This is a genomic window from Acinetobacter sp. Marseille-Q1618, from assembly GCF_902809855.1.
In the GTDB taxonomy this organism is placed as follows: Bacteria; Pseudomonadota; Gammaproteobacteria; order Pseudomonadales; family Moraxellaceae; genus Acinetobacter.
Genome location: NZ_CADDWJ010000002.1, coordinates 992,624 through 1,007,358, shown reverse-complemented (window position 1 = coordinate 1,007,358; position 14,735 = coordinate 992,624). Strand labels below are relative to the sequence as shown.

Genomic DNA, 14,735 nt, shown 5'->3' with positions numbered 1-14,735 from the left:
CTCTTTTCTGTTTACAAATTCATCGGCATATCTTACCTTTTTTTTAGATAAGACTCTATTCTTCAAAATTGCTAATTTAAATCATGATCATCTAAGATTTGACTTAAATCATCATTCATTAGTTCATATTTTTTTAACAACAACTCAATGGTTGTCTGCGTAAAATGATGTGCATGAGGTAAATGCTGAGCTTTAGGTCCAGCAACATTTAATTCAACAATTTTATTTTTAATCACAAAAGCATAAATTTTTTCTGCGGCTCTTTCAGTTGATAACTCAACAGCATCAATAAGTACATAAGGTTTATTTTGACGAATGCACTCCAATAAAGTCAGTTCAGTACCACCTTTAGGAAATATATAGTCAAAATAGATAATCACCGTTGCATCACTGTCTATAACATTTTGTTTTGTGCGTTTTCGATAGCCACTATTTGGCAAAACTTTTACAGGATATTGATCAGGAATAACCCCATCATCTGCCATCCTATTTTCAGGACACCATCCGCCACATGCAACATTCATTGCAAGTGCAGCATCTAAAGCCCCTCGATCAACACCTGTTTGCCCACCAGAAATTATCTTTAATGACATTTAAATCACCTGATGTGTATTCGGATTAAAAATCATCTTGCTCGATACAACAAATAACTACCTACGCCAAACATCAGTACAATTGGCACAAATACAAACCATGCTGGGGATGGCGAATACACTAAACTTGCATAGCCTAAAAAATCTTGAATGTAATAGAAACCCAGCCCAACAAATAAAGCAATCACTAAACGAAAGCCCATCGACTGTTGACGTAATGGTCCAAAAATAAAAGAACACGCAATCAACACCAGCGCTAATAAAGCAAATGGCGAACCAACATTTTGCCAAAATGCCAATAAATACGTTTTCGGCACTTGGCTATATTGATCCATATAACGCATAAAACTCACCAACTGACTCGGTGCTAAATCTTCAGGATCAATCGTCACCATATGCACATATTTAGGTTGCAATGCCAAAGCTAAATTATGCTGGCTGTCTTGATTCACTGTTGCTCGTCCATCCTCTTGAAGGCTAACTTGTGTAGCTTGGGTCAAATTCCATTGCCCATTTTTGACAAAATTACCTTGCTCCGCATTTAACACGGATTGCATACGATAATTTTGATCAAAATCGACCACTTGCACCTGTTTCAGATTGCCTTTAGAGTTGGCATAGTCAATATAAATAAAGCGTTGTCCTTCACGTGACCAATAGCCTTTGACTTCACCTAAAGCTGCCACACTCTTTTTACTTTTAATACTTTTGGCTTGTTCATTGGTATACGGCACAACAAATTGACTGAGTACAAAGGACAAGACCACCAACAACATCGCAGAACGCATCACCCAACCGACAATACGCCACAGACTGATTCCTGACGCTCGCATCACGATCAGCTCACTGTTCGATGCCAAAGTCCCCAAACCGAGAACTGCACCAATCAAAGCAGAAATGGGTAAAATTTCATAGAGATATTTCGGTGCGCCCCACAATACATATTGCAACGCATTCCAAGCACTATAACCTTCTTTTAAATCACCCAATTCACCTAAATACGTGAATAAGATTTGTAACACAGACAATACCGCGGTTGCACCCAACATCGCGAGTGCTGTTGTATTGACCACATGCTTGGCGACAATTTTACGTGCTAACATTATGATTTCACTCGCTGAATTTGTTTCTTAATCTTAGGTGCTAATTTCTGCTTACGAGAAAATAGCGCAGCAGCAATCGCATAGAATAACAACACCGCTGGATATGCCCACATCCCGATTTCATCTTTACTGATTCGAGTTTTAATCGCCATCAGTGCTACGATCAGACTGGCAAAAATAAGCAGCGCAGGGAAAAGTTTTAGGTAACGTCCTTGACGTGGACTCACTTCAGACAAGGCTGTTGCTAACATAACCGCCACAATCATGCTAAATGGTACAAAGATGCGCCAACCCAATTCACTGCTTACTACAGGATCGTCTCTATTTTTTAATAACTGAGAAAATGGTAAGGCTTCTACATCAGCACTTTCAAACTTGGCTTCTTTGTCATTTTCCAAACGTAAACGATAGGACTGGAACTCAGCTTGGGTATATTTCGGTGTGCCTGGATAAATTTCATAACGACGCCCTTGTAATAAATCTACGACATTGGCGGTATCATCTGCAACTTCGACCCGAGTCGCCTCTTTTGCCAAAATCATGACATCAGGCTTCCCTGCTTTTTCTGCACGTTGATAAAAGAAAATGTCTTTTAAATTCTTACGGTCATCCGACAATGACCCTGCATAAATTGTGTACGGACCTGAGGAAATAAATTCTTTGGGTCGCACCAAATCAAAACCTGTTCGTACCGCTTGTGTGGACACTAATTTTTCATATTCACGAATTCCCCAAGGCGACATCCAAATCATTAACACACTTTGTACTGCCAAATACACTACGGTAAGCGGAATCAGTAAGCGTGATAATTGGATTTTACTCACGCCACTGCCGTTGAGTACCGCCATTTCATGATCAACATAAAGACGACCAAACACCAGCATTAAACCAATAAAAAATCCAAGAGGAAGAATTAAAGTCAAAAACTCAGGTAAACGGTAACCAATGATGCTAAATAGAATCGTGGCATCTAAGCGCCCTTGAGCTGCGACACCAAAATACTTGATCAAACGCCCACCCATCATGATCAGGGTGAGCAATGCAACAACAACCAAAGATGTTGAAACAACTTGTTTGACGAGATAACGTCTTATAATCAAGGGAATCTTCCAAAGTGAGTTGGGGGAATATCGTTTAAGTATTTTACCCGAATGTTAAAAATATAAAACCACATTGAAATTCTATCATTGGTAGTGATTCAATGGTTTAATGTTTTAAAACGTGTTTAAAAGGCATATAGATCGCATATGAAACTAAGTTTAAATACTGCACCATCCAACAGTAGCACAAGCCAAGCACTTTTTATTTTGGCAAGTACTGATAATTTAGCAGAACTAAAATCCAATTATCAAATCAATGATTTAGACAATTTAATCGCAGCAACGCAATTTAAAGCTGGCCTAGCTGAAACCCTGCCTTTGCTCGGTCAAATTGCGCAAAATCCACATAGTATGTTAGTGGGTATTGATAAAGCTGCTGAATTAAAAGCTGCAAAATTAGCAAAAATCGCACAAATCATTATCAAAGCGTCACAAAAAAAATTCAGACAAATCAGTATTGATATTTCCGCTTTGCCAAATGAGTTGCACTATCTATTTGCATTGAGTTTGACACAAGCGGCTTATGGTTACGATGAATTCAAAAGCAAAAAAAATGACTTTATCTTAGAACAAATTGAATTAATTACTGCATCAACAAGCTTAGATGCTGCACAAATCAGTTTGATCGAAGCAGTCCAACAAGGTCAAAACTTTGCACGTGACTTAGGTAACTGCCCTGCAAATATTTGCTTCCCTGAATATTTAGCGGAACAAGCCCGTGCTTTAGCTGCTGAATTCCCTGATGTTTTAAAAGTGACGGTGCTTGAAGAACAACAATTGGCGGATTTGGGCATGCATTCATTCCTTGCAGTGAGCAAAGGTTCAGAACGTCCGGGTCGTGTAATTACGCTTGAATATAAAGCCAATCCTGATCAAGCACCTGTGGTCTTAGTGGGTAAAGGAATTACCTTTGATACAGGCGGTATTTCACTCAAGCCGGGCGTAGGCATGGATGAAATGAAGTTCGATATGTGTGGTGCAGCCTCTGTATTAGGAACATTACGTGCTTTATGTGAAGCAAATTTACCCATCCATGTGGTTGGTACGATTGCTGCTGCTGAAAATATGCCATCAGGTCATGCAACTCGTCCGGGCGATATTGTAACCACAATGAGCGGGCAAACCGTTGAAATTTTAAATACCGATGCTGAAGGTCGTTTGGTACTCTGTGACACACTGACCTATGTGAAACGCTTTAATCCTGCGGTGGTGATCGATATCGCAACGCTTACAGGCGCATGTGTAGTTGCACTCGGTAAAGTGTTGAGTGGTTTATTTACGCCAGATGATGAGCTGGCACAAGAAATCAATATTGCTGGTGAAGAAAGCTTTGACCGTGTATGGCGCTTACCTGTCATTGATGATTATCAAGAAATGTTGGACTCAAACTTCGCCGACATTGGTAATATCAGTGGTGCAGGCCCACAAGCAGGCGCAATTTTAGCCGCATGTTTCTTAGAACGTTTCACCCGTGAATATCGTTGGGCACATTTAGATATCGCAGGAACAGCATGGTTATCTGGTGCAGCCAAAGGCTCAACAGGTCGTCCAGTGCCGTTGCTCATGCAATTCATTGCCAATCGTGCCAAAGCCAATGGCTAAAATTAGCTTTTATCTGTTTGAAAAAAGCCCAGAACGACGAGTGCAAAGCACTTGTCGTCTCTGCCGTAAAATTTCAAAGCAACATGCAAAAATCTGGATTCATTGCCCTGATGTAGACACACAACAGCAACTTGATGACTTATTATGGGAGTTTGACCCAAGTAGTTTCCTTGCACATGGCATTGATCAAGAGACTGCGCCGATCTGTATTTCTGCCGATTTACCCCACTCATCTGAGTGGATTGTGTTTAATTTTAACAATCAAGCACTTGAACAAGCAGCACAATTTAGTCACATTATTGAAATCGTTGAAAATGATGAGTCTGCCAAACAACTCGGTCGTGAGAAATATAAAGCATACCGACGTTTAGGTTTATCACCTCAAACATTTAAACTTTGAAATCAGTCTTTTCAAATCTCAAAAAGGAGATGCGTGGTGGCATTAAATGTAGGTCAAGATTTTAAAAAGCGTTGGCTGGATACGCCTGAGGCTGTTCGCCAAACCTATTTAGATGATCTCAATCGCATCTGCGATTTATTAACACCCGAATCCAATCTCCAAGCATGGATGGACAATGACAAGCGTGCTATGCAAGTGGCACAGCTTAAAGTTGAACAAGCCTATGCCGATCTCAAAGCACAATTAATCGAAGCAGCACGCCTACGAAAACAATTGGCTTTAGAAAAATCTTTGGCTGAAAAACGTGCACAACAACAACAATATAATCAACAGCTTTTAGATGATGAAGTACGTCAATTTCAACAACAAACTGTATCTCTTGCAGCAATGCATGAAGACATTCAGAGTGAAATTATAGAATATACTGCCCGCTATACTGAAAATCCGAAAACCCCTGCAACAGATTATGCCAACAACTATTTTAAGGTTGCAGATCATCAAATCATGTCTGAACTTGAAAGTGTACGCTTACGTTTAGAACTTGAAGCGGAAACTTTTATTGAACAAGCAGTTCAAGACTTTAGAGCAAAACTCAAAGCGGCTTCAGATGAGGAAATTAAATACATTCTCAAAAACACCCAGTTTTCAGACACCTCAGAATGACTGGAGTAGTCATAATTTAAAGTTAAAATGTCATAAAACTGACATATAAATGTCACACCATAGTCATGTCTTAAATATCTTCATGATAAAAGAACAGTTTTGAAAATTCTAAACTGAATAACTAGGAAAAAATGAATATGTTAAATAAAATCTTTGAGCAAATTGCAGTGCTTGATGCTGGTGAAAAGTGGACAGTTTCCGCTCAAGATTTACTAATCAGTCGTGCAGATTTTCATTCTATTTTTGTGTATTTACTACGTGAAACTGAAAAAGGTCTTTTTTCAATTGACCAGCAAAATCCAAAAAATCCATGGTTTGAACGAACAACTTTAACCATTATCAAAAATTAATTTTTATTTTTGACCAAGTTCAATACAATACCAAACAATAAAAATTTTATAATATATTTTTGGAATGATTTTTTGCTCCCAATCATAAATTGAGACGCGGAAAGGTCATCCACAGTTGTTTGAGGCAGGATTACTAATGATTGATAATGTTTTTGCAATACATCAATCAATTTATGGTATTTGTCGAGTTCTGTGGTGAGGAGCAACGCTCCGCAAGGTGGTTTTCTTGCGCAGTTTCACTGCTCATTTTGCCGAAACAAAAGTAGGTCGAGCCGAAGGCTAGTCTCTAAATACAAACTTTAAATGCAAGACTCCGTCGAAAACAAACCACTTATATTATGTTATTTTTCAAGAATGGTATAAATATTGGGCTTGGTTATATTTTATCTGCTTAAATTACAACACATCTATGGTATATGAAATTAAATTTCCTGTGCCATAACCGATCCCTAACAGTAAGCCAATCCAAATAATCCCACCCACTACATTGAAAAACATAAAATTACTCATTTTCATACGCCCAGCCCCTGCGGCAAAAGGCGCAAATGAACGTACAAAAGGAATAAAACGCGCCATCATAATGGTCTTACCACCATGTTTCAAAAAATAGGCATTGGTTTTTTCAATATATTCTGGTTTGAAAATTTTAGGATGCTTTTTAAAAAACCGAAAACCGAGCGCTCGCCCTGTATAGTAATTGACGATATAACCAAAAATAGACGCTATTATCAGCAAGATACCCATATAGCTTAGATGTACCGCTTCTGCTGTTGAGCACAAAGCACCAATGGCAATAAGCAAACTATCACCTGGTAAAAAGAACATAAATACAGAACCTGTTTCTGCAAAAATGATCAAAAATAAAATGGCATAAATCCACAAACCATACTGATCTAGCAATACAGGCAATAATTGTTCTATGTGCATTAAAAAGTCAATCAATAGAAAACTCTCTGCTAAGTGATCCACGAACATACTCATTGCAAGCACTGAGCAAAAATCAAAACAGCCTAAAAGTAGGCTGTAAAATACTAGTGTAAGCGAAATTTATTTCAAAAAACCATTTTGTGCTAAAAATTCCATACTCAGTTTTGACTCAGTTTTGACTTCGGCCGCTTTATCACCGAGCAATAATCGCTCAATATAACGTGCTAAAATATCCACTTCCAAGTTAACTTTTGTACCAACTTTCCATGTACCAATATTGGTGCGTTCTGCGGTATGTGGAATCAAATTTAAACTCAAAATATTTCCACGTAAGTGATTGATGGTTAAGCTAATACCATCCACTGTGATTGAACCCTTTTCTGCTAAATATTTTGCAATTTCAACAGGTGCTGTCACTTCAAAATAGAGCGAACGCGCATCACTACGCACTACAGTAATTTCGCCAACAACATCGACATGCCCACTGACGATATGTCCACCAAAACGTGTGGTCGGCAACATGGCTTTTTCGACATTTACCACTTGTCCGACTTTCCAATCTGCCAAAGTCGAACGATTTAAGCTCTCACGTGAAACATCCGCAGCGTACCAATTTTCTCCCCAATCAATCACGGTGAGACAAATACCATTGGTGGCAATCGAATCCCCTAAATGCACATCAGACATATCTAAGTCGGTATGAATACGCAAACGTACATCACCGCCTACGCTTTGTAAACTTTCTACTTTACCTAAACTTTCAATAATGCCTGTAAACATATTTCACCTTTAATTTGGGTTACAGTACTATTCTAAGCAAGAATGTTAGGTAATTCGATCTTTTCTTTGCAACTATTCTTGCTAAGCGTTGATTTAAAATATTTATAAGACTGTAGCAATTTAACAATCTACACTTACTTTACCTACTTTTTAAATGCTAACCATTGATTTCTCAACACAAAAAAAAGATGCTGTTTTCCAGCATCTCTTTGTTTCACCTTACCACAAATCTAACTGCGTACTGACCCCAGAAGTATCTACTCCGCCCAATTCAGCAAAATGATACAATTGACTGAGAAGCTGACGCAGTGGTGGGCCAGATTTGGCATGTGTATCAGTAATGACAATAAATTCTAAAACACGTGCACGCTCAGACTGACGTTGTTTACTCACCCGATAACGCGGTACATCTTGGGTCAATAAGGTCACTTTGCCACGTTTTAAATTGGCTTCAAGTAAGTCTTTTGCCTCAATATTACCGTCAGTAGAATAACTGGTTAAAATATAACGTGCGTTAATAGTCGACAATAATTTCTCATAAGCTTCTTGAGCATGTTTTGAAGAGTTATAAGGACTAGGGCGCTCTTTACGCCAAGCACGGTCAATACCACTCTTAAAACCTTTGGTGTCTGGTGTTGGTAAATCGACCTGATCCCATAAAGTTAAAGAGTTTAAAACATGATAATTACTGCTATACGCATGTTGATTATAAGGTGGATCAAGATAGGCAACATCTACCTCAAAACCACTCATTTGATTGGCTAAATGTTGTGCATCGACACACCACATTTCTGCCATTGGTGTATTTTGTTTTGCATCTGCACCGATTTCACAAAAACGACTTGGCATAAGCCACAGCAAAGATTCGATACGTTCCAATGCTGACTGCGTACGTCCGCCCCAACCATGATGGAAACTTTTAAATACTCCACTGGTATTACTGACAAAACTTGCTGAATAAAGTAATGGCGCAAGTAAGGCACTCATTTCCACATCATCAATTGCGCCTTGCGCTTGCCATGTCGCAATTTGCTGGCGAATGGCATCTATCCGCATGCCGTTACGACGTTTGAAGAATAAACGGTCACGACTCGGATCATAAACTTCATCATTTCTCGGACAAAGATTATGCGTCACCCAGCCTTTTACTTCAGGCAAGCGGTTTAAATAATCAATGGCTTTTTGATAACCGCCTAATTCTTTAAATGCAGGTGCATCAGTACACGCTAAAATTGCATGATTCAATGCATGACTGTAAGGCTCCCAATCATTGGCGATCACACGATAACCATTTTGTCGGGCCAAACGAGATACCACGCCACTGCCTGCAAAAAAATCAGCAAAGATCGGTGCACGTTTGCTTTTACGATGCAACGTTCCTGTTTGCTCAAGCGCTTCTAAAATCAGATGCAACAATCGGCGCTTATTACCCAAATAGGGCACAAGCTGATTGAAAAGATATTCATCCGTCGTACGAGCAGCGTGGCGACGTTTGTGATATACCGAAGAAGTCTCTGAATTCATACTGACTCTTGCAAAGGGGTTAATCTTAAACGGATGTCTTGACCAAGTTGGGTCACATCCTCAAGCTTAAAGCGGAGTTGTTGTGCCATCTGTTCAAAGTTTGCATTGAACATGGCGCGTGCGGATTGACCTAAAAATGTCGGTGCAACATAACTGATGATTTCATCTACCAAGTTTTCTTGTAAAAATGCCGTAGAGAGTGTTGCACCAGCTTCGATCATCACATCATAGATTTGAAAATCTTTGAGAGTCTTGAGTAAGTCTGCTAAAGATTGAATCTCTAACTGTACCACACCTAATTGTGCAAGCTCCTGACGAAAAGGTCCCATGACCATCAGCGTTTCAGGATGTTTAAGGATCTGCGCATCTAAAGGTAAACGCCCTTGACGATCTAAAATTACCCGTTGTGGTTGCACAATGTCCACAAGGTTGACATCTGTTAACTGACGTACATTCAGTTGTGGATTATCAGCTAAAACTGTTTCAATTCCTGTAACCACAGCCCCTGAAATTGCTCGCCAATGTTGCACATCTTGACGCGCTTCTGCACCTGTAATCCATTTTGATTCACCTGATGCCATTGCTGTACGACCATCTAAACTCGAAGCAACTTTTAAACGCACATAGGGCATACCTGTTGCCATCGCTTTTAAAAAGCCTTTATTTAGCGCTGCTGCATCTGCTTCACACACGCCTAATTCAACCTCTATGCCTGCATCTTTTAAAATTTGCACACCCTTTCCTGCCACCAAAGGATTGGGATCTGAACATGCCACCACTACTTTTGCCACACCTGCTTCGACCAAACCTTTGGCACAAGGTGGTGTGCGCCCGTAGTGTGCGCAGGGCTCTAGAGTCACATAAGCAGTTGCACCTTTCGCCAGTTGTCCTGCTTCACGTAGGGCAAAGACTTCTGCATGTGGCTGCCCTGCCCTTGGATGAAAACCTGTTCCTACGACTTTTCCATCTTTGACAATGACACAACCAACATTTGGATTTGGACGTGTGGAATATTGACCATGTTGCGCAAGCGCAATGGCTTGTTGCATCCAATATTGATGCTGTGCATATTGCTCAGAAGAAGTAAGGCTCATAATTTTCTCAGACATTGACCATCAATCTTGCTTTTCTTGATCTCGATGTTGCATCAGTTCAATTTGACGACGAAATGCTTCAACGTCTTGGAAATCTTGATACACCGAGGCAAAACGTACATAAGCGACATGATCGAGTGCAAATAAAGACTGCATGACGATTTCCCCAATGGTACGTGAACGTACATCACGCTCCCCCAATCGGCGAATTTTTAGTTGAATATCACTGAGCACCGTTTCAATCTGTTCTTGAGTTACAGGACGCTTTTGCAAAGCATGCATCAGTGAACGACGCAATTTTGACTCATCAAAAGGCTCACTTTTACCATCCGATTTATTTACTCGTGGCATCACGACTTCATATGTTTCAAAAGTGGTAAAACGTTCTGCACATTTAATACATTCACGACGTCGACGAATCTGACACCCTTCGGCTGCCAAACGTGAGTCGATCACTTTACTGTCTGCGGCGTTGCAAAATGGACAATGCATATGAGTTAAATAGAGCACATTTGAAAGATTTGTTTTAGTGTATCAAAAAAACTGATTGTTGTTGAGTTTTACGCAATATATAGAAAAAAAACAGCCCAATTGGGCTGTTTTACACAATATATAGTACTGCTTTGGATAAAACTCTATTTTAAACCTTATTCGATACGTTCGCCATGTTGACTTAAATCCAAGCCCATACGTTCATCATCTGTACCAACACGGATGCCGATCACCACATCAATAACTTTCAAGATGATAAAAGTCATCACTGCTGAGTAAATGATAGTCGCTAAGACACCTTCAACTTGCACCCAAAGTTGATGCATCATACTGGTTGGTGCGTTATCGCCCATGATAAACTCACTTGCAAATACTGCAGTTAAGATCGCACCAACGATACCACCTACACCATGCAAACCGAAGGCATCCAAAGAGTCGTCTGCTTTGAGTAAGCGTTTTAAACCTGAGATTCCCCAGAAACATACCACACCACCGATCAAGCCCATGATCAAAGCGCCACTCACAGTTACAAAACCTGCTGCAGGCGTGATCACGACTAAACCTGCTACTGCGCCCGATGCTGCACCCAATACAGATGCTTTACCACGAACCAGTTTTTCAACCAACAACCATGACAGTGCTGCTGCCGCTGCGGCAACTTGTGTTGTCACCAAAGCATAAGCTGCTGAACCATTTGCACCTAATGCAGAACCACCATTGAAACCAAACCAACCGATCCAAATCAAACTTGCACCAAGTACAGTTAAAGTCAAGTTGTGTGGTGCCATTGATTCTTTACCGAGCCCGATACGTTTGCCGAGTAAATATGCAGTCACTAAACCTGCCACACCTGAGTTGATATGCACCACTGTACCGCCTGCAAAATCAAGTGCGCCATCATTCATTAACCAACCACCACCCCATACCCAGTGGGCAATCGGAGCATAAACGATCACGACCCATACGGTAATAAATGCAATATAAGCCCCAAATTTCATACGTTCAGCGATAGAACCGCTGATGATCGCCACCGTAATAATGGCAAAAGTCATTTGGAAAATTACAAAGAGAATTTCAGGAATAGAGCCACTCAGTGCATCGGTTGTGATGCCTGAAAGCATGACTTTGTCTAAGTTACCAATAAAAGCATTACCACCACTAAATGCTAAGGTGTAGCCAACCACAACCCATACAATACTGACAATCGCAGCAGCCAGTAAACTATGCGCCATAGTACTTAGGACATTTTTTTTACGAACCATTCCGCCATAGAACAATGCCAAACCTGGAATGGTCATGAGTAGAACTAAAGCTGTTGAAATAAGAACCCAAGCAGTGTCGCCTGTATTTAAAGTTGGTTCTTCTTCTGTCGTTACCGCAACTTCGGTAGGAGTAATATTTTCAGTTGTTGTGACAGATGTAGATGGAGCAGCATTTGATTCAGCAACTGCTGTAGCAGTGGGTTCAGTTACGCTTTCTTCAGCCCACGCAACTGATCCACCAAGGAGTGCGCCAGACAGGCTGAGCGCAAGTAGCATTTTTTTCATTCGTATCCCCCAACCAAGTTTTTTTCTGAGTTATGTGTTACTCAGCAAACTTCATGCCAAATTAAACAGCATCCGCACCAGTTTCACCTGTACGAATACGAATGACTTGCTCTAGATTAGTGACAAAAATTTTCCCATCACCAATTTTTCCAGTGCTTGCAACACGTGTGATTGATTCAATTACTGCATCCACCATGTCATCGCTGATTGCAATTTCAATTTTTACTTTTGGTAAAAAATCAACGACATATTCAGCACCACGATAAAGTTCAGTATGACCTTTTTGGCGACCAAAACCTTTCACTTCAGTGACGGTGATCCCTTGAACGCCAATTTCAGACAATGCTTCACGGACATCGTCTAATTTGAATGGTTTTACAATTGCTGTTACGAGTTTCATGTTGTTTTCCTTCGGCTTTTCTCACCAGTAAGGTTTTATGTTCAATTTTCATGCCAAGATGTCTTAACGGTTGGGGGTGTTAAGCCACTTTGGATGAAATCGCCTTATTGCCTATTTTATACATTTTCTCGTCACTTTCGCTTTAAAAATTTTATATTTGTGATTGATTTTTTGTATTTTATTATTAATTCATCCGATGCAGTTGTGTTAACACTAGGGTCTATTACAAAGCAATGTTAAACTAAGCCGATTCTTCAAATTTTTGGACATTGCCATGATTGAAACACTATTACAAGCAATTTTGGAACAGGTTGATCACCCCAAGAAAGATTTAGAGCATAATTTACGTGCCTTACTCAATGAAGCAGTGACAAAAATGGATTTAGTGTCCCAAGATGAACTTGAACGCCAAAAAACTGCACTACAAAATGCCAATATCCGTTTGGCTGAGTTGCAAACCCAAGTGAAAACCCTAGAAGCACTGATTCAAAAGTAAAATTAGGCATTTTTGCACAAAAAAAGTGCATAAAAATAATAAAACGATTAAAAATAAAGCAAACTGGAATAATAAAATGTCTTTTGCAAAAATTTATACCCGAGGTTTACTCGGGTTACATGCCCCACAAATCGAAGTTGAAGTGCATGTCAGTGCAGGGCTACCCTCTCTTACCATTGTTGGCTTGGCTGAAGCAGCAGTAAGAGAAAGTAAAGATCGGGTGCGCTCTGCTATTATTAACAGTGGTTTTCAATTTCCTACCAAGCGTTTAACCATCAATTTAGCGCCTGCAGATTTACCCAAAGATGGTTCACGTTTGGACTTGCCAATCGCTATGGGCATTTTAATTGCAACAGGGCAAATTCCCGAAGGTCATAGCGATAATTTTGAATTTATTGGGGAATTGGCACTCGATGGACATCTAAGACCGACCACAGGCACATTAACCATTGCGATGGCATGCCAACAGGCTCAACATCGCTTAATGCTTCCCAAAGAAAATGCCGAAGAAGCTGCACAACTTCCAGATATTGAGGTATTTGCAGCCTCTCATTTAAAACAAGTCTGTGAGCATTTTACAGAAACTCAAAAAATTGCAGCTACTGAAAATGTCAGTTCTATCTTGCAACAACACTATAAGTTTGATTTGGCAGATGTGAAAGGGCAAATTCGTCCACGTCGTGCTTTGGAAATTGCAGCAGCAGGTGGACATTCGATTTTATTTAAAGGACCGCCCGGTACAGGCAAAACTTTATTAGCCTCACGTTTACCGAGTATTTTACCACCGTTAAATCATCAAGAGAATTTGGCTGTAGCGAGTATTTATTCCATCGCCAATTTACAGCACCATTTTGGACAACGCCCTTTTCGTGCCCCACATCATACCGCTTCCGCAATTGCTTTGGTCGGTGGTGGCTCTCATCCCAAACCCGGTGAAATCACTTTGGCACATTTGGGTGTGTTATTTTTGGATGAGTTGCCTGAGTTTGACCGCAAAGTTTTGGAGGTGTTACGCCAACCTTTGGAATCCAGAGAAATTGTCATCTCTAGAGCTTCACGGCAAATTACCTTTCCTGCCGATTTTCAACTTATTGCAGCTATGAATCCTTGTCCGTGTGGTTATGCGTTTAATCAAGACAGTCGTTGCCAATGTTCAACTGAAGCAATTAAGCGCTATCAAAATCGTATTTCAGGACCATTATTAGACCGTATTGATTTACATATTGATGTGCCACCTTTAAAAGCACAAGAGTTACAAAGTACAGGAAATGTCGAAAACTCAGCGACCGTCCGAGAACGGGTGCTGCAAGCGTATCATTTTCAAATCCAACGACAAGGGGTCAGTAATCAAAGCCTGTCACCACAACAACTTGAAGCACATGCACAACTCAATCAAGCCTCTAAAAATATGTTAGAAATCGCCCAACAACGTTTAAACTTATCGGCACGCGCTTACCATCGTATTTTAAGAGTTGCGCGTAGTATTGCCGATTTATCCCAAAGTGCTGATATTGAAACCGCGCATTTAAGTGAAGCGTTGTCTTATCGTCAACAAGAAATTTAAATACAACAAGCAACTTTAAAGTTTAAATATAGACATAAAAAATCCCTCCTATTGTGTAAGGAGGGATATGGAGAAGATATTTTTATGTGACACTTTTTTA

The 14,735-nt window shown here is 40.1% G+C and carries 16 protein-coding genes; 6 read left to right on the top strand and 10 right to left on the bottom strand.

The genetic code is table 11. The annotated features are described in order from the left end of the window. Nucleotides 1-71: 71 nt before the first annotated feature. From HUS24_RS11920 to lptF, 3 genes are read right to left on the bottom strand one after another with little or no spacing between them, the layout of a single operon-like run. A complete protein-coding gene (locus HUS24_RS11920; protein ID WP_173912209.1) occupies nt 72-593 on the bottom strand; it encodes a putative molybdenum carrier protein in 522 nt (173 codons plus the stop codon). Between the two features lie 32 nt (nt 594-625). Next, the gene (lptG, locus tag HUS24_RS11915) at nt 626-1,696 is read right to left on the bottom strand and encodes an LPS export ABC transporter permease LptG (protein ID WP_173912208.1); all 1,071 of its coding nucleotides are present in this window, start codon (nt 1,694-1,696) and stop codon (nt 626-628) included. Beyond that, a complete protein-coding gene (lptF, locus tag HUS24_RS11910; protein ID WP_173912207.1) occupies nt 1,696-2,796 on the bottom strand; it encodes an LPS export ABC transporter permease LptF in 1,101 nt (366 codons plus the stop codon). Before lptF ends, lptG begins: the two co-directional genes overlap by 1 nt. A 147-nt stretch (nt 2,797-2,943) precedes the next feature. On the opposite strand from lptF, the gene HUS24_RS11905 reads away from it, so the two are divergent. The 4 genes from HUS24_RS11905 to HUS24_RS11890 all read left to right on the top strand — a co-directional run bounded on the left by HUS24_RS11905 (nt 2,944) and on the right by HUS24_RS11890 (nt 5,811). Then, nucleotides 2,944-4,398, top strand: a complete 1,455-nt coding sequence (locus HUS24_RS11905; protein ID WP_173912206.1) for a leucyl aminopeptidase — start codon at nt 2,944-2,946, stop codon at nt 4,396-4,398. Further along, the gene (locus HUS24_RS11900; RefSeq protein WP_173912205.1) at nt 4,391-4,798 is read left to right on the top strand and encodes a DNA polymerase III subunit chi; all 408 of its coding nucleotides are present in this window, start codon (nt 4,391-4,393) and stop codon (nt 4,796-4,798) included. The genes HUS24_RS11905 and HUS24_RS11900 overlap by 8 nt, the downstream gene beginning before the upstream one ends. A gap of 36 nt (nt 4,799-4,834) precedes the next feature. Continuing rightward, complete coding sequence (locus HUS24_RS11895; protein ID WP_173912204.1) at nt 4,835-5,461, top strand: hypothetical protein; 627 nt, start codon at nt 4,835-4,837, stop codon at nt 5,459-5,461. Nucleotides 5,462-5,592: 131 nt separating this feature from the next. Next, nucleotides 5,593-5,811, top strand: a complete 219-nt coding sequence (locus HUS24_RS11890) for a hypothetical protein (protein WP_173912203.1) — start codon at nt 5,593-5,595, stop codon at nt 5,809-5,811. A gap of 396 nt (nt 5,812-6,207) precedes the next feature. Here the strand turns inward: HUS24_RS11890 and HUS24_RS11885 are convergent, their stop codons facing one another. The 7 genes from HUS24_RS11885 to glnK form a co-directional block, all read right to left on the bottom strand. Beyond that, nucleotides 6,208-6,753, bottom strand: a complete 546-nt coding sequence (locus HUS24_RS11885) for a VTT domain-containing protein (protein ID WP_173912564.1) — start codon at nt 6,751-6,753, stop codon at nt 6,208-6,210. A gap of 105 nt (nt 6,754-6,858) precedes the next feature. Next, a complete protein-coding gene (locus tag HUS24_RS11880; RefSeq protein ID WP_173912202.1) occupies nt 6,859-7,518 on the bottom strand; it encodes a riboflavin synthase in 660 nt (219 codons plus the stop codon). Between the two features lie 219 nt (nt 7,519-7,737). Beyond that, a complete protein-coding gene (locus HUS24_RS11875) occupies nt 7,738-9,042 on the bottom strand; it encodes a DNA adenine methylase (RefSeq protein WP_173912201.1) in 1,305 nt (434 codons plus the stop codon). Continuing rightward, nucleotides 9,039-10,136 (bottom strand): bifunctional diaminohydroxyphosphoribosylaminopyrimidine deaminase/5-amino-6-(5-phosphoribosylamino)uracil reductase RibD, encoded by a 1,098-nt coding sequence (ribD, locus tag HUS24_RS11870; protein ID WP_173912563.1) that lies wholly within the window; start codon nt 10,134-10,136, stop codon nt 9,039-9,041. Before ribD ends, HUS24_RS11875 begins: the two co-directional genes overlap by 4 nt. Before the next feature lie 21 nt (nt 10,137-10,157). Further along, a complete protein-coding gene (gene nrdR / locus HUS24_RS11865; protein WP_065995122.1) occupies nt 10,158-10,628 on the bottom strand; it encodes a transcriptional regulator NrdR in 471 nt (156 codons plus the stop codon). Nucleotides 10,629-10,783: 155 nt separating this feature from the next. Next, entirely contained in the window at nt 10,784-12,175 is a 1,392-nt protein-coding gene (locus HUS24_RS11860; RefSeq protein WP_173912200.1) for an ammonium transporter, read from the bottom strand. 61 nt (nt 12,176-12,236) lie between these two features. After that, nucleotides 12,237-12,575 (bottom strand): P-II family nitrogen regulator, encoded by a 339-nt coding sequence (gene glnK, locus HUS24_RS11855; protein ID WP_122900455.1) that lies wholly within the window; start codon nt 12,573-12,575, stop codon nt 12,237-12,239. A 274-nt stretch (nt 12,576-12,849) separates the two neighbouring features. Here glnK and HUS24_RS11850 point away from each other — a divergent pair, with 274 nt between their 5' ends. Continuing rightward, a complete protein-coding gene (locus HUS24_RS11850) occupies nt 12,850-13,071 on the top strand; it encodes an accessory factor UbiK family protein (RefSeq protein WP_173912199.1) in 222 nt (73 codons plus the stop codon). Nucleotides 13,072-13,147: 76 nt separating this feature from the next. Further along, nucleotides 13,148-14,635: a YifB family Mg chelatase-like AAA ATPase gene (locus HUS24_RS11845; protein WP_173912198.1), complete on the top strand. Its 1,488-nt coding sequence runs from the start codon at nt 13,148-13,150 to the stop codon at nt 14,633-14,635. Nucleotides 14,636-14,735: the final 100 nt, after the last annotated feature.